This is a genomic window from Dyadobacter sp. CY351 (assembly GCF_021502625.1).
In the GTDB taxonomy this organism is placed as follows: Bacteria; Bacteroidota; Bacteroidia; order Cytophagales; family Spirosomataceae; genus Dyadobacter; species Dyadobacter chenhuakuii.
Map to the genome: position 1 here is coordinate 241,050 of NZ_JAKFFU010000001.1, position 16,340 is coordinate 257,389.

Annotated in this window: 29 protein-coding genes; all 29 read left to right on the top strand. The window is 42.0% G+C overall.

Features of this window, described 5'->3' with window-relative positions; genetic code table 11:
• Positions 1–8 precede the first annotated feature (8 nt).
• The 29 genes from fusA (at position 9) to rpsD (ending at position 16,281) form a co-directional block, all read left to right on the top strand.
• Positions 9–2,129 (top strand): elongation factor G, encoded by a 2,121-nt coding sequence (fusA, locus tag L0660_RS00925; RefSeq protein WP_235156872.1) that lies wholly within the window; start codon positions 9–11, stop codon positions 2,127–2,129.
• A gap of 140 nt (positions 2,130–2,269) precedes the next feature.
• Complete coding sequence (gene rpsJ / locus L0660_RS00930; RefSeq protein WP_026631228.1) at positions 2,270–2,575, top strand: 30S ribosomal protein S10; 306 nt, start codon at positions 2,270–2,272, stop codon at positions 2,573–2,575.
• Between the two features lie 280 nt (positions 2,576–2,855).
• Positions 2,856–3,476: a 50S ribosomal protein L3 gene (rplC, locus tag L0660_RS00935; RefSeq protein WP_026631229.1), complete on the top strand. Its 621-nt coding sequence runs from the start codon at positions 2,856–2,858 to the stop codon at positions 3,474–3,476.
• 5 nt (positions 3,477–3,481) lie between these two features.
• On the top strand, positions 3,482–4,111 hold the full coding sequence (gene rplD / locus L0660_RS00940; RefSeq protein ID WP_233795148.1) for a 50S ribosomal protein L4: 630 nt from the start codon (positions 3,482–3,484) through the stop codon (positions 4,109–4,111).
• Between the two features lie 2 nt (positions 4,112–4,113).
• The gene (rplW, locus tag L0660_RS00945) at positions 4,114–4,401 is read left to right on the top strand and encodes a 50S ribosomal protein L23 (RefSeq protein WP_025764313.1); all 288 of its coding nucleotides are present in this window, start codon (positions 4,114–4,116) and stop codon (positions 4,399–4,401) included.
• A gap of 41 nt (positions 4,402–4,442) precedes the next feature.
• A complete protein-coding gene (gene rplB, locus L0660_RS00950) occupies positions 4,443–5,267 on the top strand; it encodes a 50S ribosomal protein L2 (protein WP_026631232.1) in 825 nt (274 codons plus the stop codon).
• 9 nt (positions 5,268–5,276) lie between these two features.
• Complete coding sequence (rpsS, locus tag L0660_RS00955) at positions 5,277–5,555, top strand: 30S ribosomal protein S19 (protein ID WP_026631233.1); 279 nt, start codon at positions 5,277–5,279, stop codon at positions 5,553–5,555.
• A 53-nt stretch (positions 5,556–5,608) separates the two neighbouring features.
• On the top strand, positions 5,609–5,998 hold the full coding sequence (gene rplV, locus L0660_RS00960; RefSeq protein ID WP_235156873.1) for a 50S ribosomal protein L22: 390 nt from the start codon (positions 5,609–5,611) through the stop codon (positions 5,996–5,998).
• A 19-nt stretch (positions 5,999–6,017) separates the two neighbouring features.
• Positions 6,018–6,869, top strand: a complete 852-nt coding sequence (rpsC, locus tag L0660_RS00965; protein WP_035361634.1) for a 30S ribosomal protein S3 — start codon at positions 6,018–6,020, stop codon at positions 6,867–6,869.
• 44 nt (positions 6,870–6,913) lie between these two features.
• Positions 6,914–7,345 carry a 50S ribosomal protein L16 gene (gene rplP / locus L0660_RS00970; RefSeq protein WP_026631234.1) on the top strand — a complete coding sequence of 144 codons (432 nt, stop codon included), beginning with the start codon at positions 6,914–6,916 and terminating at the stop codon, positions 7,343–7,345.
• 36 nt (positions 7,346–7,381) lie between these two features.
• On the top strand, positions 7,382–7,576 hold the full coding sequence (gene rpmC, locus L0660_RS00975; RefSeq protein ID WP_026631235.1) for a 50S ribosomal protein L29: 195 nt from the start codon (positions 7,382–7,384) through the stop codon (positions 7,574–7,576).
• A gap of 15 nt (positions 7,577–7,591) precedes the next feature.
• Positions 7,592–7,855 carry a 30S ribosomal protein S17 gene (gene rpsQ / locus L0660_RS00980; protein ID WP_026631236.1) on the top strand — a complete coding sequence of 88 codons (264 nt, stop codon included), beginning with the start codon at positions 7,592–7,594 and terminating at the stop codon, positions 7,853–7,855.
• 2 nt (positions 7,856–7,857) lie between these two features.
• The gene (rplN, locus tag L0660_RS00985; RefSeq protein WP_026631237.1) at positions 7,858–8,226 is read left to right on the top strand and encodes a 50S ribosomal protein L14; all 369 of its coding nucleotides are present in this window, start codon (positions 7,858–7,860) and stop codon (positions 8,224–8,226) included.
• 48 nt (positions 8,227–8,274) lie between these two features.
• The gene (gene rplX / locus L0660_RS00990) at positions 8,275–8,616 is read left to right on the top strand and encodes a 50S ribosomal protein L24 (RefSeq protein WP_235156874.1); all 342 of its coding nucleotides are present in this window, start codon (positions 8,275–8,277) and stop codon (positions 8,614–8,616) included.
• A 73-nt stretch (positions 8,617–8,689) separates the two neighbouring features.
• The gene (gene rplE / locus L0660_RS00995) at positions 8,690–9,250 is read left to right on the top strand and encodes a 50S ribosomal protein L5 (protein ID WP_026631239.1); all 561 of its coding nucleotides are present in this window, start codon (positions 8,690–8,692) and stop codon (positions 9,248–9,250) included.
• A gap of 26 nt (positions 9,251–9,276) precedes the next feature.
• Positions 9,277–9,546: a 30S ribosomal protein S14 gene (rpsN, locus tag L0660_RS01000; RefSeq protein WP_084439692.1), complete on the top strand. Its 270-nt coding sequence runs from the start codon at positions 9,277–9,279 to the stop codon at positions 9,544–9,546.
• Between the two features lie 76 nt (positions 9,547–9,622).
• Positions 9,623–10,021 carry a 30S ribosomal protein S8 gene (gene rpsH, locus L0660_RS01005; protein ID WP_026350532.1) on the top strand — a complete coding sequence of 133 codons (399 nt, stop codon included), beginning with the start codon at positions 9,623–9,625 and terminating at the stop codon, positions 10,019–10,021.
• A gap of 21 nt (positions 10,022–10,042) precedes the next feature.
• Positions 10,043–10,600, top strand: a complete 558-nt coding sequence (rplF, locus tag L0660_RS01010) for a 50S ribosomal protein L6 (protein ID WP_026631240.1) — start codon at positions 10,043–10,045, stop codon at positions 10,598–10,600.
• Between the two features lie 44 nt (positions 10,601–10,644).
• Positions 10,645–10,998: a 50S ribosomal protein L18 gene (gene rplR / locus L0660_RS01015; protein WP_233795149.1), complete on the top strand. Its 354-nt coding sequence runs from the start codon at positions 10,645–10,647 to the stop codon at positions 10,996–10,998.
• Between the two features lie 14 nt (positions 10,999–11,012).
• Positions 11,013–11,528 carry a 30S ribosomal protein S5 gene (gene rpsE, locus L0660_RS01020; RefSeq protein ID WP_026631242.1) on the top strand — a complete coding sequence of 172 codons (516 nt, stop codon included), beginning with the start codon at positions 11,013–11,015 and terminating at the stop codon, positions 11,526–11,528.
• Between the two features lie 33 nt (positions 11,529–11,561).
• On the top strand, positions 11,562–11,741 hold the full coding sequence (rpmD, locus tag L0660_RS01025) for a 50S ribosomal protein L30 (protein WP_026631243.1): 180 nt from the start codon (positions 11,562–11,564) through the stop codon (positions 11,739–11,741).
• A 14-nt stretch (positions 11,742–11,755) separates the two neighbouring features.
• Positions 11,756–12,202, top strand: coding sequence for a 50S ribosomal protein L15 (gene rplO / locus L0660_RS01030; protein WP_235156875.1), 447 nt, complete (start codon positions 11,756–11,758; stop codon positions 12,200–12,202).
• 60 nt (positions 12,203–12,262) lie between these two features.
• A complete protein-coding gene (secY, locus tag L0660_RS01035) occupies positions 12,263–13,576 on the top strand; it encodes a preprotein translocase subunit SecY (RefSeq protein ID WP_026631245.1) in 1,314 nt (437 codons plus the stop codon).
• A 7-nt stretch (positions 13,577–13,583) separates the two neighbouring features.
• A complete protein-coding gene (gene map / locus L0660_RS01040) occupies positions 13,584–14,381 on the top strand; it encodes a type I methionyl aminopeptidase (protein ID WP_235156876.1) in 798 nt (265 codons plus the stop codon).
• Positions 14,382–14,393: 12 nt separating this feature from the next.
• Positions 14,394–14,612, top strand: coding sequence for a translation initiation factor IF-1 (gene infA / locus L0660_RS01045; RefSeq protein WP_026631247.1), 219 nt, complete (start codon positions 14,394–14,396; stop codon positions 14,610–14,612).
• Between the two features lie 41 nt (positions 14,613–14,653).
• Positions 14,654–14,770, top strand: a complete 117-nt coding sequence (ykgO, locus tag L0660_RS01050; protein ID WP_015813811.1) for a type B 50S ribosomal protein L36 — start codon at positions 14,654–14,656, stop codon at positions 14,768–14,770.
• Positions 14,771–14,775: 5 nt separating this feature from the next.
• The gene (rpsM, locus tag L0660_RS01055) at positions 14,776–15,153 is read left to right on the top strand and encodes a 30S ribosomal protein S13 (protein WP_233795151.1); all 378 of its coding nucleotides are present in this window, start codon (positions 14,776–14,778) and stop codon (positions 15,151–15,153) included.
• A gap of 41 nt (positions 15,154–15,194) precedes the next feature.
• On the top strand, positions 15,195–15,590 hold the full coding sequence (gene rpsK / locus L0660_RS01060) for a 30S ribosomal protein S11 (RefSeq protein ID WP_026631249.1): 396 nt from the start codon (positions 15,195–15,197) through the stop codon (positions 15,588–15,590).
• An 85-nt stretch (positions 15,591–15,675) separates the two neighbouring features.
• Complete coding sequence (rpsD, locus tag L0660_RS01065) at positions 15,676–16,281, top strand: 30S ribosomal protein S4 (protein ID WP_026631250.1); 606 nt, start codon at positions 15,676–15,678, stop codon at positions 16,279–16,281.
• Positions 16,282–16,340: the final 59 nt, after the last annotated feature.

Genomic DNA, 16,340 nt, shown 5'->3' on the forward strand with positions numbered 1-16,340 from the left:
CATTTGTCATGGCACGTGATCTAAGATTAACAAGAAACATTGGTATTGCTGCGCACATTGATGCGGGTAAGACAACCACAACGGAGCGTATCCTTTATTACGCAGGGGTAAGCCACAAAATTGGAGAAGTGCATGATGGTGCAGCTACAATGGACTGGATGGAACAGGAGCAGGAGCGTGGTATCACTATTACATCAGCTGCAACAACAGTTGACTGGAATTACCGTGGTGAAAAATATCATATCAACATTATCGATACACCGGGACACGTTGACTTCACAGTTGAAGTAAACCGTTCTCTTCGTGTATTGGATGGTCTTGTATTCCTTTTTAGTGCAGTTGACGGTGTTGAACCTCAGTCTGAAACAAACTGGCGTCTGGCTAACAACTATAATGTAGCCCGTATCGGTTTCGTAAATAAAATGGACCGTTCAGGTGCAGACTTCCTGAAAGTTTGTACGCAGGTTAAAGAAATGCTTGGAAGCTACGCTGTTCCTCTTCAATTGCCTATCGGTGCTGAAGATACTTTCCGTGGCGTAGTTGACTTGGTTAACTTCCGTGGTATCGAATGGAATGAAGAAGACAAAGGAATGACTTTCAGAGAAGTTCCTATTCCTGATGATATGCTTGAAGAAGCAACTGAGTGGAGAGAAAAATTGCTTGAAGCTGTTGCCGAATTCGACGACACTTTGATGGAAAAATATTTTGAAGATCCTACTTCAATTTCAGAAGACGAAATTCTAGCAGCTTTGCGTGCAGCAACGATTAGCATGAAAATCGTTCCTATGGTTTGCGGTTCTTCATTCAAAAATAAAGGTGTTCAAACGATGCTTGATTACGTGATGGCTATTTTGCCTTCACCACAAGATCGTGAAAGCATCATCGGAACTGATCCTCGGACTGGAAATGAGATTTCTCGCCAGCCAACGGATTCAGATCCTTTCTGCGCACTAGCGTTTAAAATTGCAACTGACCCTTATGTAGGACGTCTTTGCTTTATCCGTTCTTACTCAGGATATCTTGATTCAGGTTCTTATGTTTTGAACAACCGTTCAGGAAACAAAGAGCGTATCTCTCGTATCTTCCAAATGCACGCTAACAAGCAAAATCAAATTGATCGTCTTGAAGCGGGTGATATTGGTGCAGTTGTAGGTTTCAAAGATATTAAGACAGGAGATACATTATCTGACGAGAAGAACCCAATCGTTCTTGAATCAATGGTGTTCCCTGAGCCGGTAATTGGTTACGCTATCGAGCCTAAGAAAGCTGCTGACAGCGATAACTTCTCAAAAGCAATTACTAAATTGATCGAAGAAGATCCTACGTTGCAAGTTGAAAGTAACGAAGAAACAGGTCAGACGATCATCAAAGGAATGGGCGAGCTTCACCTTGAAATCATTATCGACCGTATGCGTCGTGAATTCAAAGTAGAAGTAAACCAAGGAGCTCCACAGGTTGCTTACAAAGAGATTCTTACTAAGAACTACGAGCACCGTGAAGTTTATAAGAAACAAACAGGTGGTCGTGGTAAATTTGCCGATATCGTATTTGAAATTGGGCCACGTGATGATAATGAAGAAGGCAAAGAACCAAAAACAGGTTTGCAGTTTGTGAATCAGATTGTTGGTGGTACTATTCCTCGTGAATTTATCGCTCCAATTCAAAAAGGTTTTGAAGCATCTATGTCAAATGGTGCACTTGCAGGATATCCTTTGGATTCGATGAAAGTGCGTATTTTCCACGGATCTTTCCACGACGTCGATTCAGATGCACTATCATTTGAACTTGCAGCGAAAATTGGTTTCAAAGAAGCTGCGCGTCACGCAGGTTCAAAATTGATGGAGCCGATTATGCACGTTGAAGTGCTTACGCCTGATGAATACACTGGACCGATTACAGGTGACCTTAACCGTCGTCGCGGTGTGATGAGAGGAATGGATTCGCGTAATGGTGCTCAGGTTATCAAATGTGATGTGCCTCTTTCTGAATTGTTCGGTTATGTTACTGATCTTCGTACAATGTCATCTGGTCGCGCAACTGCTTCTTTGACATTCGCTTACTACGAGATCGTTCCTAACAACATCGCAGAAAGCGTAATTGAAAAAGCAAAAGGTTTAGTTAAAGCATAAATTGATCTGATCCGCTATCAGCGCCGCTGGTAACGGATCATTTTTATATAGAAGCTGGCGAAGTAAATGGTTCTTTCGCCTGTGGATTGTCGAAACTCGTTTCGTTCAAGTGTTCTCAGAACCGGAAATAATAAAATAAGATGAATCAAAAAATCCGTATCAAACTTCGCTCATTCGACCACAATTTGGTTGACAAATCAGCGGAGAAAATCGTTAAAGCTGTAAAGGCAACTGGTGCTATCGTTAGCGGTCCAATTCCTTTGCCAACCAAGACTGAGAAATTCACTGTTCTTCGTTCTCCACACGTTAATAAAAAGTCACGTGAGCAATTCCAGCTTTGTACTTACAAACGTTTGGTAGACATTTTCTCTACAAGTGCAAAAACTGTTGATGCACTGATGAAGCTTGAATTGCCAAGCGGTGTTGACGTAGAGATTAAAGTATAGTAATAAGGGCTTATTCAGTTAAGCCAAAGATATAAATTGGATGAAGGTCCGTTTCCGGAAACCACATCTGAGCTCAGAAAACAGCCGAATTTTCGTGCATTTAATGCATCATTCGTCAGTTCTCAAAAATGAGGTCAGATGGTTCAATTCATCTGACCTTTTTTGCTGATTATCAGCGAGAAATATTTTAAGGCTGCTAGGATGCGTGAATTTGATTTCATACCTTTGCAGTCCGTTTTAAAGAATAAGGGTCTTTACCTGCTAATTTTAATTTCAAAACATGTCTGGTTTAATTGGTAAGAAAATCGGAATGACTAGTTTGTACAATGCTGACGGGCAGGCTCTGGCATGTACTGTAATTCAAGCTGGTCCTTGTGTTGTCACACAAGTTAGGTCCGAAGAAAAGGATGGCTATAAAGCTATTCAGTTAGGTTTTGGTGAAAAGAAGGAGAAAAGTTCTTCCCAGCCTATGATTGGCCACTTCAAGAAAGCCGGTACAACTCCCAAACAAAAAGTGGTTGAGTTTAAGGAATTCGAAGTGGAACATGAACTTGGAACTTCATTATCTGTTACGGATATCTTTGAAGAAGGCGAGTTTGTTGACGTAGTTGGTTCTGCCAAAGGCCGCGGTTTCCAGGGTGTTGTAAAGCGCCACGGTTTCGCAGGGGTTGGTGGTCAGACACACGGTCAGCACAACAGAGCGCGTCACCCAGGTTCGATTGGTGCTTGTTCATTCCCATCACGTGTATTTAAAGGCATTCGTATGGGTGGACGCATGGGTAACAATCGTGTAAAAATTCAGAATTTACGTATTCTGAAAGTGATCCCTGAGCAGAACCTTCTGGTTGTTAGTGGCTCTGTACCTGGTTCAAAGAATTCATTTCTAATCATTGAGAAATAGCACCGATGGAACTGTCCGTATTAAATATAAAAGGAGAAGATACCGGCAAGAAGGTAAGTGTGTCTGAAGAAATTTTTGGCATCGAACCTAATACGCACGCGATCTATCTCGATGTGAAGTTATACTTGGCTAACCAACGTCAGGGAACACACAAATCAAAAGAACGTGCAGAGATTAATCACTCTACACGTAAGATCAAGAAACAAAAAGGAACTGGTGGAGCTCGTGCTGGTAGCATTAAATCTCCGGTGTTTGTAGGTGGTGGTCGTATATTCGGACCAAGACCTCGTGACTACGGTTTCAAGATCAATAGAAAAGTTAAAGTTTTGGCTCGTAAGTCAGCTTTCTCTGCAAAAGCGAAATCTGATTCGATTTCAGTTCTTGAAGCATTTTCATTTGATGCGCCAAAAACTAAATCTTATTTGAATGTTTTGAATTCACTTGCATTAGTGAACACCAAAACACTCCTTATTCTTCCATCTGTTGACAGCAATGTATATCTGTCAAGCCGTAACATTCCAAAAGCAAGAGTTACGACAGTGGACGCGGTCAACACGTATGACCTGATGTATGCAGACCGTCTTTTGATAAGTGAATCTGCTCTGTCTATTTTGGAAACCCAATTGAACAAATAATCATGAGTGTACTGAAACGTCCGATTATAACCGAAAAGGTAACGGCTCAGGGTGGTCAAGGAAAATATGCCTTCGAAGTGTCCCTTACTTCTAATAAAGTAGAGATCAAAAAGGCTATTGAGAAACTGTTCGGGGTTACCGTAGAAAGCGTTCACACAATGCGCAGCATTGGAAAAAGCAAATCCCGTACATCGGGTGGTAAGTTTGTAAGTGGAAAAACTTCAACTATCAAAAAGGCTATCGTAACGGTAGCTGAAGGTGAAATCATCGATATCTACGGTGAAGCATAAGAATAGTTGAGCGATTCAAATCTTTGACGAGTTAATAGCAAATGGCAGTTAAAAAATTAAAACCGACAAGTGCTGGTCAGCGTTTCCGCTCCGCTCCTACATTCGAGGAGATCACAACGGCGAAACCTGAGAAGAGTCTTCTGGAAACCATCAAAAGAACAGGTGGTCGTAATAGCCAGGGACACAGGACCATGCGACATATTGGTGGCGGGCATAAAAGAAAGTATCGTGTGATTGATTTCAAAAGAAATCGTTTCGATGCACCAGCCACAGTAATTTCAATTGAATACGATCCAAACCGTTCAGCGCGCATTGCGTTGGTGCAGTTTGAAGACGAAGAAAAAAGATATGTGATTGCTCCAAACGGACTGAAAGTGGGACAAGTAATTGTTTCTGGCAGTTCAGTAGCACCGGAAGTTGGTAATGCGCTTCCATTAGGTTCTATGCCAATTGGTACAATCGTTCACAATATCGAGTTGACTCCTGGTAAAGGTGGTCAGTTTGCACGTAGCGCAGGAGCTTATGCTCAGCTTGTTGCGAGAGAAGGAAAATACGCTGTATTGAAAATGCCTTCTGGCGAAATGCGTATGATACTTTCAACTTGTATCGCAACAGTTGGAACAGTTTCTAATGCAAGTCACATGAATGTTGCATTAGGCAAAGCAGGTCGTCGTCGCTGGTTAGGTCGCCGCCCACGCGTTCGTGGTGTTGCAATGAACCCAGTCGATCACCCAATGGGTGGTGGTGAAGGTCGCTCATCAGGGGGCCAGCCTAGATCAAGAAACGGACAGTTCTCTAAAGGACTTAAGACTCGTGATCGCAACAAGCATTCTGAGAAATTGATTATCAGCCGTCGTAAAAAATAATAGTATAACATGGCACGCTCATTAAAAAAAGGACCATATATCGATTTTCGTCTTGAGAACAAAGTGACTGTGATGAACAGCGCCTCTCGGAAATCAGTAATCAAAACCTGGTCACGACGCTCAATGATATCGCCGGATTTTATCGGGCATACATTCGCAGTGCATAACGGAAACAAGTTCATTCCAGTTTATGTAACTGAAAATATGGTTGGTCACAAACTGGGAGAATTTTCTCCTACACGTAACTTCCGTGGCCACACAGCAAAAAAAGATAAAGGTAGAAAATAATTAGTCGACGATAGCTGGTTCTCTTACAGGAACGAGCCTATATCTGAAAGAACATGGAAGCAAGAGCTATATTAAAAGATGTGCCTACTTCTCCTCGCAAAATGAGGTTGGTAGCCGACATGATTCGCGGACAAAAGGTCAGCAAGGCGTTGGCACTATTAAAGTTTCAACCGAGAGCTTCTTCACCGGTTTTGCATAAAGTTTTGCTTTCTGCAGTTGCTAACTGGCAACAACTGAATGAAGATGCGAAGCTGGAAGACGCTGATCTTATTGTCAAAACCGTATTTATTGACGGTGGACGTATGTTAAAGCGTTTGCGCCCTGCACCGCAAGGAAGAGCACATAGAATCCGTAAGCGTTCGAACCACATCACAATTGTGATTGACGATGCTTCTGCTTCTATCGTAAGCGCAGACAAAGAATCAGTAATCACCGAATCATAAGTAAAACGATCTATATCGAATGGGACAAAAGGTTAATCCTATAGGTCTGAGACTAGGAATTGTTAGAGGATGGGAGTCAAGTTGGTATGGAGGAAAAGACTTCTCTGATAAATTAGTTGAAGACGAAAAAATCCGTAACTACATCAAAGCACGTATCCCAAAAGGATCGATCTCAAAAGTAGTTATTGAAAGAACACTGAAACGTATCACATTGACCATCCACACTGCCCGTCCGGGTATTGTAATCGGAAAAGGTGGTAGCGAGGTTGATAAAATCAAAGAAGAGCTTAAAAAGATCACAGGCAAAGACGTTCAGATCAACATTTATGAGATCAAACGTCCTGAGATCGACGCGAAATTGGTAGGCGAAGCAATCGCTCAACAACTTCAGGCTCGTATTTCCTATCGTAGAGCGATGAAGCAATCAATCGCTTCGGCTATGCGGGTTGGAACACAGGGAATTAAAATCCGTCTTGCTGGACGTCTTGGTGGAGCCGAAATGGCCCGTACTGAGGAATACAAAGAGGGACGAATTCCTTTGCATACATTGAGAGCTGACATCGATTACGCAATCTCTGAGGCACAAACGATCTACGGAAAAATCGGTATTAAAGTATGGATCTTCAAAGGAGAGCTTTACGGCAAGAGAGATTTGACTCCAAGCGCGGCAACTGCGGCGTCTGACAGAGCAGAAAGAAGTGCATCTGGCGGAAATGATCGTGGTGGCAATGACCGTGGCGGAAGAGATCGCAGAGGCGGTGGCCGTGATGGTGGAGCACCTCGTGGTGAAGGCGGTGGCGGCGGAAGCGAAGCAGATCGTCGCAAACGCAATGCTGGCGGCAACACCAACAATAGAAATAAGAAGAAGTAATCAGACATTTTCCGATTTCGTATCGGGTCAAATAGATTAAAATCATGTTACAGCCGAAAAGGACAAAATTTCGCAAGCAACAAAAAGGCAAGGGCTCATACAATGGTTTGGCTACTCGCGGACATGAAATCGCATTTGGTTCTTTTGCTATCAAAGCGCTTGAGCCAGGTTGGTTAACCGCACGTCAAATTGAGGCAGCACGTATTTCAGTAACCCGTGCGATGAAACGCGAAGGGCAGGTTTGGATTCGTGTATTCCCTGACAAGCCGATTACTAAGAAGCCAGCGGAAGTTCGTATGGGTAAAGGTAAAGGAGCTCCTGAATATTGGGTTGCACCAGTTAAGCCGGGAACAATCATCTTCGAAGCCACTGGTGTTACATTAGATACCGCTAACGAAGCATTGCGTTTGGCTGCACAAAAGTTGCCAATCAAAACCAAGTTCGTGGTACGTCGGGATTATCAAGAAGCGAATTAACCCGAATGTTATTAAGAACGCTAATTATTTAAAGCAATGACTAGTAAAGAAATAAAGGATCTGTCGCAGGATCAACTTAAAGAGCAGATCGCCCAGGAGCGGGAGCGCTTGTTACGGTTGAAGTTCGCACATGCGATTTCACCAATCGAAAACCCTTTGCGTATTCGTACCTCGCGTAAGGAAATTGCAAAACTCTTAACCGAGCTGTCGGCTAAAAGTAACCAACAGTAAATCAGTTTAGAAATTATGGAGGCAACAGAAAGAAATTTACGTAAAGAAAGAGTTGGCAAAGTAGTGAGCAACAAAATGGAGAAATCCTGCGTGATCACTGTGGAGCGTAAAGTGAAGCATGCCAAGTATGGTAAGTTTATGACTAAAACTACCAAGCTTATGGTGCATGACGAAACCAATCAGGTAGGTATCGGTGATACGATCCGCGTGATGGAAACACGTCCGCTTAGTAAAAGTAAGCGTTGGAGATTAGTAGAAATCCTTGAAAGAGCTAAGTAACAATGGTACAGCAAGAATCAAGACTGTCGGTAGCAGACAACAGTGGAGCGAAGGAAGTACTCGTAATTCGTGTACTTGGCGGAACTGGCAAACGCTATGCCTCAGTAGGCGATAAAATCGTCGTAACAGTAAAATCAGCTCTTTCTTCGAGCAATATGAAAAAAGGAACGGTTTCAAAAGCCGTTGTGGTTCGTACAAAAAAAGAAGTACGCCGTAAAGATGGAACCTACATCAGATTTGAAGATAACGCAGCTGTTTTGTTAAACAACAACGACGAGCCACGTGGTACTCGTATCTTTGGACCGGTTGCACGTGAATTGCGTGAAAAGCAATTTATGAAGATCGTTTCATTGGCACCTGAGGTGTTGTAAGAAATCGAAACTCTAGTATTTCTTTGAACTGATAAGAGAATATCTAAAATGGAAAGCAAAAATAAAAAAGCACCAGCTAAGTTGCACATTCGCACTGGAGATACTGTTAAGGTAATCTCAGGCAATGCAAAAGGCGAGACTGGTGTTATCAAGAAAGTGGATATTGAAAAGCTTAGAGCTGTTGTGGAAGGGGTAAACATGATTACAAAGCATGTTAAGCCTAATGCACAAACTCCACAAGGAAGCATTGAAAAGCGTGAAGGTGCAATTCACATCAGTAACCTGATGGTAGTTGATCCTAAAACTGGCGAAGCAACCAGAACTGGTCGCAAGGCTGATGAAAAAGGAAAACTTCAGCGTTTTTCTAAAAAGACAGGAAATATTTTGTAATTCCCTGTTCGTATTGAACCTGGAATAGAATATAAACGGTGGGTCGGTAATCCACAATAATATCTTCAAAAAGATGGCACAGCCGAGATTAAAAGAAAAGTATGTAAGCGAAGTTGTTTCGCAACTGAAAGATAAATTTCAGTACAAGTCAGTGATGCAAGTTCCTCGTTTGACAAAGATTGTTATTAACAAAGGAATTGGAGCGGCAGTAGCAGACAAAAAGCTGGTTGACACTGGTGTTGAGGAATTGAGCCAGATCACTGGTCAAAAAGCAATCGCAACAATTTCCAAGAAAGCGGTTTCGAACTTCAAGTTGCGTGAAAACATGCCGATTGGAGCAAAGGTTACACTTCGTGGCGATCGTATGTATGAGTTTCTTGATCGTTTGACAGCAATTGCAATGCCTCGGGTTAGAGACTTCAAAGGTATCAGTGACAAAGGATTTGACGGACGCGGAAATTATACATTCGGTGTTAAAGAGCAAATCATTTTTCCTGAGATTAGTATAGAAAAGGTAAATAAAATTACCGGTATGGATATCACATTTGTCACTTCTACCAATTCTGACGAAGAAAGTTATGAGTTGTTGAAGGCATTGGGTATGCCATTTACAAATGCGAACAAACAAGGATAATTCTTAATATAAGATATTTACCGACAATGGCAAAAGAATCAGTTAAAGCACGGGAGAGAAAAAGAGAAGCCTTAGTAGCTAGGTTTGCTGAAAAGCGGACGAAATTGAAAGCTGCTGGTGATTGGGTTGGTTTAGATAAATTACCACGTAACTCTTCTCCTGTACGTTTGCATAACAGGTGCAAAATCACGGGAAGGCCTCGGGGTTATATGCGGAAATTCGGAATTTCCAGAGTTTGTTTCCGGGATATGGCTTCTGACGGCAAGATTCCGGGTGTTACAAAATCAAGTTGGTAAGAATACTTTCAATTCTGATTTCAATTACTTAACTTTGCACTCCCGTTTTAAAGGGGTGTTTAAACTAGGCATAAAAATGTTAACGGATCCCATAGCAGATTATCTGACGAGACTCAGAAACGCTATCAAAGCGAAGCACAGGGTTGTTGAGATACCTGCATCCAACATTAAAAAAGAAATAACTAAGGTACTTTTTGATAAAGGGTATATTCAGAGTTATAAATTTGACGAAGTAGGCCCTCAGGGTGTAATCAAAATAGCTTTGAAATACAATCCTGTGACAAAGCAATCTGCAATTGTGAAATTGGAGAGGGTTAGTAAGCCTGGACTTCGTAAATATTCAGGTTCATCAACATTACCACGCGTATTGGGTGGTTTAGGAACTGTCATCATTTCAACATCTAAGGGTGTAATGACTGACAAGGAGGCTAAGACGCTTAATGTTGGCGGGGAAGTGTTATGTTTCGTGTATTAATATTTAAAAGTTATTCAGGAAATGTCACGTATAGGAAATAAAATTATCGTTTTGCCGGCAGGTGTTTCTGTATCAGTTGCAGAAGGTAATGTAGTATCAGTAAAAGGACCAAAGGGTACACTGCATCAGACAGTTGATAGCGATATCAGCGTTGAGATTGAAGGTAGTGAACTTAAAGTAAGTCGTCCAACTGAGCAGAAGCGTCACAAAGCACTGCACGGCTTGTACAGATCTTTGATCAACAACATGGTGATCGGAGTAGATGCCGGATATAAGAAAGAGTTAGAGATTATTGGTGTGGGTTACAAGGCAAGTGCAGCAAACAATGTGCTGGAATTGCAATTGGGTTATTCTCACAATATTTTTATGGCTATTCCGGAAGAGATCAAGCTTACAACGACTTCCGAAAAGGGACAAAATCCCAAGGTTATTTTAGAAGGAATTGACAAGGAACTGATAGGATCGGTTGCAGCGAAAATCAAATCATTGCGTAAGGTTGAACCTTACAAAGGAAAAGGTATTCGTTTTGTCGGTGAGGTTGTTCGTCGTAAGGCTGGAAAATCTGCTTCTAAAAAGTAGTAAGTCACGGAATTAGTTTATAAACAAGTAAGACAAGTTTGAAAATGGCTACCGCAAAAGCAGATAGAAGACAACGCCTTAAATATCACATTCGTAAGAAAGTGAAAGGTAGTTCTGAGCGTCCGAGATTATCAGTCTTCCGCTCTAACACCAGCATTTATGCGCAAATTATAGATGATATAAATGGTGTAACGCTCGCGAGCGCTTCATCAGTAGACCTTGGTGGAAGAAAGGAAAACGCTAACGTTGACACTGCTCTCCAGGTTGGTAAGAAGATTGCTGAAAAGGCACAAGAAGCAGGTGTCCAGACTGTTGTTTTTGACAGAAACGGATATTTGTATCATGGTAAAGTAAAAGCATTGGCCGAAGGAGCTCGTGAGGGTGGCCTGAAATTCTAAGTATAACAAAGACTATGTCTACAAATACAAAACCTTCAAAGGTTAACGAATCGGACTTGAAAGAGCGCGTAGTTGCGATCAATCGGGTAGCAAAAGTAGTAAAGGGTGGTCGTCGTTTTAGCTTTTCGGCTATCGTCGTTGTGGGTGATGGAAACGGTGTTGTAGGATACGGACTTGGCAAAGCAAACGAAGTTACGGATGCAATCGCCAAGGGCATTGATGACGCTAAGAAGAATCTAATTCAAGTTCCAATGCTTAAACATACTGTTCCTCACCAGATGGAAGGTAAATTCAGCGGAGGTTTTGTATTGATCAAGCCAGCTGCACCTGGAACAGGAGTTCTTGCTGGTGGACCAATGCGTGCGGTACTTGAAAGTGCCGGGATCAAAGATGTACTTGCTAAGTCTAAAGGATCTTCAAATCCTCACAACGTAATTAAGGCAACAATCGATGCTTTATTGAAAATGAGAGCTCCTCATCAGGTTGCTTTTCAGCGCGGTGTTAAATTGGACAAAGTATTCAACGGATAGTCCTCCGGATTATTCCCTTATCTCTGAGTGATCATGTCAAAAGTACGTATTACACAAGTAAAAAGCACAATCGATCGTCCCGAAAGACAAAAGCTTACCATTAAAGCCTTAGGTCTTGGTAAGTTGAACAGAACGGTTGAGAAGGAAAATAGCGACGCCATAGCGGGTATGATCCGTAAGGTAAGCCATCTAATTAAAGTAGAGGAAATCTAACATATATTTCAAGTATGAATCTTAGTTCATTAAAACCAGCTGCTGGATCTGTAAAAACAGGAAAGCGTGTTGGACGTGGTCAGGGATCTGGAAAAGGTGGAACAGCTGCACGTGGACATAAAGGAGCACAATCACGTTCTGGATATAGCCGTAAGGTTGGTTTTGAAGGAGGGCAAATGCCTCTTCAAAGACGTCTGCCTAAATTCGGGTTCAACAACATTAACAGAGTTGAATTCAAAGCGCTTAATCTGGACGCTATTCAGGCTCTTGCAGAGAAAACGAATGCTTCTGTAATCACTTTGGACCTTATTCGTGAAAACGGTTTGTGTGCAAAGAAAGACCTTGTGAAGATTTTGAATAGAGGCGAAATTTCAGCGGCTGTCGAAGTTCAGGCAAATGGTTTTTCTGTGGCTGCAATTGAGTCGATTGAAAAGGCAGGAGGCAAAGCGGTTAAACTATAATTTTGCTGTTTGCATTAAGCACAAGTTGTTTATAACAAATAGCTATTGTAAGCCCACGACATGAAACGATTTTTAGAGACTATAAAACACATATTTGCAATTGAAGAGTTGAGAACGCGAATTCTCAACACTCTTTTGTTTATAACGATTTTCCGTTTGGGGTCTTACGTGGCTTTGCCCGGCGTTGAACCGGATCAAATGAATGTTTCCACTCAGGGACTTTTAGGCCTTCTGGATACCTTTTTAGGGGGTGCGTTCAGTAAGGCCTCGATTTTTGCATTGGGTATTATGCCCTATATCTCGGCTTCTATTGCAATTCAACTTTTGACAATGGCTTTGCCATATTTTCAAAAGATGCAAAAGGAGGGAGAATCTGGTCGTAAGAAGTTGAACCAGATTACCAGAGTGCTGACAATTGTGGTTACATTGGTTCAGGGGACTGCTTATTTGAATACTACTGTTCCTGATGAGGCATTATTGGTTTCACGAAGCCTTTTCTCTATTTCATCTGTATTCGTTTTGACTGCGGGGACAATGTTCTGCATGTGGCTGGGCGAGAGAATTACCGATAAAGGGATCGGTAATGGTATATCTATGCTGATTATGATCGGGATTGTTTCAAGATTTCCAGGCGCGATATACAAAGAGTTTGTATCTCGTGGTAGCGGTGGAATTTTGATCACTGTACTTGAAATTGTTGCGCTTTATTTTGTGATCATGGGTGCCGTAATGCTAACCCAGGCGGTTCGCAGAATACCTATTCAGTATGCAAAGCAAGTCGTTGGTAGCCGTGTAATGGGTGGACAACGTCAGTATTTGCCTTTGAAATTGAACGCAGCTGGTGTAATGCCGATTATTTTTGCACAAGCGTTGATGTTTATTCCTTCATTAGGAGCGTCATACTTTGCTGAGAAGAGTGACTTCGCCAGTAATGTTGCTACGATTTTTGCAAACTATACGACTTGGCAATACAACTTGCTGTTTGCGTTTTTGATCATTGTATTTACGTTTTTTTATACTGCGATATCGGTAAATCCGCAGCAGATTGCTGATGATATGAAAAGAGGTGGTGGATTTATTCCTGGGGTAAAACCGGGTCAGCAGACATCGGAATACATTAGTTCGATACTCGATAGGATTACATTTCCAGGCTCTTTAATGCTTGCTCTTGTTGCGATATTGCCGGCATTCGCAAGTTTGTTAGGAGTTTCGACTGACTTTGCCCACTTCTTCGGAGGAACATCCTTGCTTATTATGGTTGGCGTTGTTTTGGATACGCTTCAACAAATTGAAAGTTATCTTTTGATGCGCAGATACGAAGGATTGATGAAATCCGGTCGTGTAACTGGCAGAACTGAGAGCGTCGCCATCTGATATTGCAATGATTTATTTAAAAACGGAGGAGGAGATTGAGTTAATTAAACAGAGTGCGCAGGTTTTAGGTAAAGCGCATGCTGAGGTTGCATTATGGGTTAAGCCGGGTGTAACAACAAATAAACTCGATGGGGTAGCAGAGGAATATATCAGAGATAATGGTGGCATCCCTTCTTTTAAGGGATTTAATAAGTTTCCAGCGTCACTTTGCATATCGGTTAATGAAGTCGTTGTTCACGGCATACCTGGAAATTATGCATTGAAAGAAGGAGATATCGTTTCGATTGATTGCGGAGTTAAATTAAATGGATTTCATAGTGATAGCGCTTATACTTATCCTGTGGGTGAGGTAAGGCCGGAAGTTATGAAATTGTTGACGGCTACAAAAAAGTCGTTATACAAAGGCATTGAGCAAGCGGTCGACGGACTTAGGATAGGTGATGTAGGTTTTGCAGTGCAAAATTATGTGGAGGAAAGAGGATATACGGTTGTCCGGGAATTAGTAGGGCATGGTGTGGGAAGGGATCTTCACGAAAGTCCGGAAGTGCCTAACTATGGAAAACGAGGCAAAGGTATCAGATTGAAAGAAGGAATGGTTCTTGCGATTGAGCCTATGATTAATTTAGGCGTAAAGACGGTAATGCAAGAGCGGGATGGATGGACAATCAGAACAAGTGACAGAAAATATTCAGCTCATTTTGAGCATACGGTTGTTGTACGCAAAGGCAAAGCCGAAATTCTGACAACATTCGATTATATAGAAAAAGTGACGGCCAACACCAGCCTTATGGTTGAAGTAATGTAATTAACGCTACGAATGGCAAAACAAGCATCAATCGAACAAGACGGAGTAATTTTAGAAGCGCTTTCCAATGCAATGTTTCGTGTAATTTTAGAGAATAAGCATGAAGTTATTGCACACATTTCAGGAAAGATGAGAATGCACTATATAAAGATATTACCGGGCGACCGTGTTAAGTTGGAAATGTCTCCTTACGACTTATCAAAGGCAAGAATTACTTACCGGTACAAATAAGGAGAAGATCACCTCATTATTAACAACAAGTAACATTCGAGATGAAAGTCAAAGCATCAGTAAAGAAACGCAGTGAGGACTGCAAGGTTATACGCCGAAAGGGTAAAGTGTATGTTATTAACAAGAAGAACCCACGGTATAAACAAAGACAAGGTTAATCATTATGGCACGTATTTCAGGAGTTGATATTCCCGACCGTAAAAGGGGCGAAATCTCACTAACTTATATCTTCGGAATTGGACGCAGTTCAGCGAAAAAAATTCTCGAAAAAGCAGGAGTTGACATCAATAAAAAGGTGATTGACTGGAATGATGATGAGTCAGGTGCAGTTCGCGCGGTTATAGCAGGTGAATATAAAGTAGAAGGTGCACTTAAGTCAGAAGTTCAACTGAGCATTAAGCGCTTAATGGATATCGCTTGTTACAGAGGTCTTCGTCACCGTAAAGGTTTACCATTGCGCGGACAAAGGACAAAGAACAACTCTCGTACTCGTAAGGGTAAACGCAAAACAATCGCGAACAAGAAAAAGGCTACTAAATAATCAGTGAGCAGTGGGTAAAACCACATTTCTATCCATAAGCAATGGCACAAAATAAAAGAAAAGATAAAGCTAAAAAGAGAGTTGTAGTTGTAGAGTCGGTGGGTCAGGTACACATCAAGGCTTCTTTCAACAACATTATCATCTCTATCACAAATAACAACGGCCAGGTAATTTCCTGGGGATCTGCCGGTAAGATGGGCTTCCGTGGTTCTAAAAAGAACACTCCGTATGCTGCGCAAACAGCTGCTCAAAGCTGTGCTCAGGTTGCTTTCGACCTGGGAATGCGTAAAGCTGAGGTGTTTGTTAAAGGACCGGGATCAGGCCGCGAGTCTGCAATCCGTACCATCCAGAATGCTGGAATAGAGGTAACCACGATCAGAGATATTACTCCGCTTCCACACAATGGTTGCCGTCCTCCAAAACGTCGGAGAGTATAGTATTCAATTAGAATGCCCATTCGTAATTTGGACACTGGGGTTACAGAATGGTTTTTAATCAATTAAGTAAAACAACAAGTTTTTAATGGCACGTTATACAGGTCCCAAATCTAAGATTGCAAGACGTTACGGAGAACCCATCATGGGCCCGAGCAAAGCGCTTGCTAAGAAAAATTACCCTCCAGGAGTTCATGGTAAGGGTCGCCGCTCTAAGAAATCAGAGTATGCTTTGCAATTGATGGAAAAGCAGAAGGTAAAATTCATCTACGGTATTCTTGAAAGACAATTCCGTAACCTATTTGAAAAAGCTTCGGTTAAAGAAGGTATCACTGGTGAAAACCTGTTGAAATACTGCGAAGCTCGTCTTGATAACACAGTTTACCGCTTGGGCATCGCTCCAACCAGACGTGCTGCACGCCAGCTGGTTTCCCACAAACATATCCTTGTTGATGGTGAAATTGTAAACATCCCTTCTTATTCTCTTCGTCCTGGACAAATCGTTACAGTTCGTGAGAAATCCAAGTCTCTTGAATCAGTTTCAGAAAGCCTTGCTGGTCACAGCTCAAAAGGATTCAACTGGTTGGAGTGGGATGGTCAGCAATTGACAGGTAAGTTTGTAACCTTCCCGGAACGCGAGCAAATCCCGGAAAACATCAACGAGCAGCTTATCGTTGAATTGTATTCTAAATAATCTTCATATTACAGCACGCCTAGTTTACCAGGCGTGCTTTTAGCCGGTAACGGCAATTT

Excerpts from the sequence above, each read along its gene's own strand:
- rplF (WP_026631240.1), top strand. The coding sequence starts at position 10,043 with ATGTCACGTATAGGAAATAAAATTATCGTTTTGCCGGCAGGTGTTTCT.
- rpsJ (WP_026631228.1), top strand. The coding sequence starts at position 2,270 with ATGAATCAAAAAATCCGTATCAAACTTCGCTCATTCGACCACAATTTG.
- rplW (WP_025764313.1), top strand. The coding sequence starts at position 4,114 with ATGAGTGTACTGAAACGTCCGATTATAACCGAAAAGGTAACGGCTCAG.
- rplO (WP_235156875.1), top strand. The coding sequence starts at position 11,756 with ATGAATCTTAGTTCATTAAAACCAGCTGCTGGATCTGTAAAAACAGGA.
- rpsK (WP_026631249.1), top strand. The coding sequence starts at position 15,195 with ATGGCACAAAATAAAAGAAAAGATAAAGCTAAAAAGAGAGTTGTAGTT.
- secY (WP_026631245.1), top strand. The coding sequence starts at position 12,263 with ATGAAACGATTTTTAGAGACTATAAAACACATATTTGCAATTGAAGAG.
- rpsE (WP_026631242.1), top strand. The coding sequence starts at position 11,013 with ATGTCTACAAATACAAAACCTTCAAAGGTTAACGAATCGGACTTGAAA.
- rplN (WP_026631237.1), top strand. The coding sequence starts at position 7,858 with ATGGTACAGCAAGAATCAAGACTGTCGGTAGCAGACAACAGTGGAGCG.
- rpsS (WP_026631233.1), top strand. The coding sequence starts at position 5,277 with ATGGCACGCTCATTAAAAAAAGGACCATATATCGATTTTCGTCTTGAG.
- rplV (WP_235156873.1), top strand. The coding sequence starts at position 5,609 with ATGGAAGCAAGAGCTATATTAAAAGATGTGCCTACTTCTCCTCGCAAA.
- rplE (WP_026631239.1), top strand. The coding sequence starts at position 8,690 with ATGGCACAGCCGAGATTAAAAGAAAAGTATGTAAGCGAAGTTGTTTCG.
- rpmD (WP_026631243.1), top strand. The coding sequence starts at position 11,562 with ATGTCAAAAGTACGTATTACACAAGTAAAAAGCACAATCGATCGTCCC.
- fusA (WP_235156872.1), top strand. The coding sequence starts at position 9 with ATGGCACGTGATCTAAGATTAACAAGAAACATTGGTATTGCTGCGCAC.
- rplD (WP_233795148.1), top strand. The coding sequence starts at position 3,482 with ATGGAACTGTCCGTATTAAATATAAAAGGAGAAGATACCGGCAAGAAG.
- rplB (WP_026631232.1), top strand. The coding sequence starts at position 4,443 with ATGGCAGTTAAAAAATTAAAACCGACAAGTGCTGGTCAGCGTTTCCGC.
- map (WP_235156876.1), top strand. The coding sequence starts at position 13,584 with ATGATTTATTTAAAAACGGAGGAGGAGATTGAGTTAATTAAACAGAGT.
- ykgO (WP_015813811.1), top strand. The coding sequence starts at position 14,654 with ATGAAAGTCAAAGCATCAGTAAAGAAACGCAGTGAGGACTGCAAGGTT.
- rpsD (WP_026631250.1), top strand. The coding sequence starts at position 15,676 with ATGGCACGTTATACAGGTCCCAAATCTAAGATTGCAAGACGTTACGGA.
- rplR (WP_233795149.1), top strand. The coding sequence starts at position 10,645 with ATGGCTACCGCAAAAGCAGATAGAAGACAACGCCTTAAATATCACATT.
- rpsM (WP_233795151.1), top strand. The coding sequence starts at position 14,776 with ATGGCACGTATTTCAGGAGTTGATATTCCCGACCGTAAAAGGGGCGAA.
- rplC (WP_026631229.1), top strand. The coding sequence starts at position 2,856 with ATGTCTGGTTTAATTGGTAAGAAAATCGGAATGACTAGTTTGTACAAT.
- rpsQ (WP_026631236.1), top strand. The coding sequence starts at position 7,592 with ATGGAGGCAACAGAAAGAAATTTACGTAAAGAAAGAGTTGGCAAAGTA.
- infA (WP_026631247.1), top strand. The coding sequence starts at position 14,394 with ATGGCAAAACAAGCATCAATCGAACAAGACGGAGTAATTTTAGAAGCG.
- rpsN (WP_084439692.1), top strand. The coding sequence starts at position 9,277 with ATGGCAAAAGAATCAGTTAAAGCACGGGAGAGAAAAAGAGAAGCCTTA.
- rpsC (WP_035361634.1), top strand. The coding sequence starts at position 6,018 with ATGGGACAAAAGGTTAATCCTATAGGTCTGAGACTAGGAATTGTTAGA.
- rplP (WP_026631234.1), top strand. The coding sequence starts at position 6,914 with ATGTTACAGCCGAAAAGGACAAAATTTCGCAAGCAACAAAAAGGCAAG.
- rpsH (WP_026350532.1), top strand. The coding sequence starts at position 9,623 with ATGTTAACGGATCCCATAGCAGATTATCTGACGAGACTCAGAAACGCT.
- rplX (WP_235156874.1), top strand. The coding sequence starts at position 8,275 with ATGGAAAGCAAAAATAAAAAAGCACCAGCTAAGTTGCACATTCGCACT.
- rpmC (WP_026631235.1), top strand. The coding sequence starts at position 7,382 with ATGACTAGTAAAGAAATAAAGGATCTGTCGCAGGATCAACTTAAAGAG.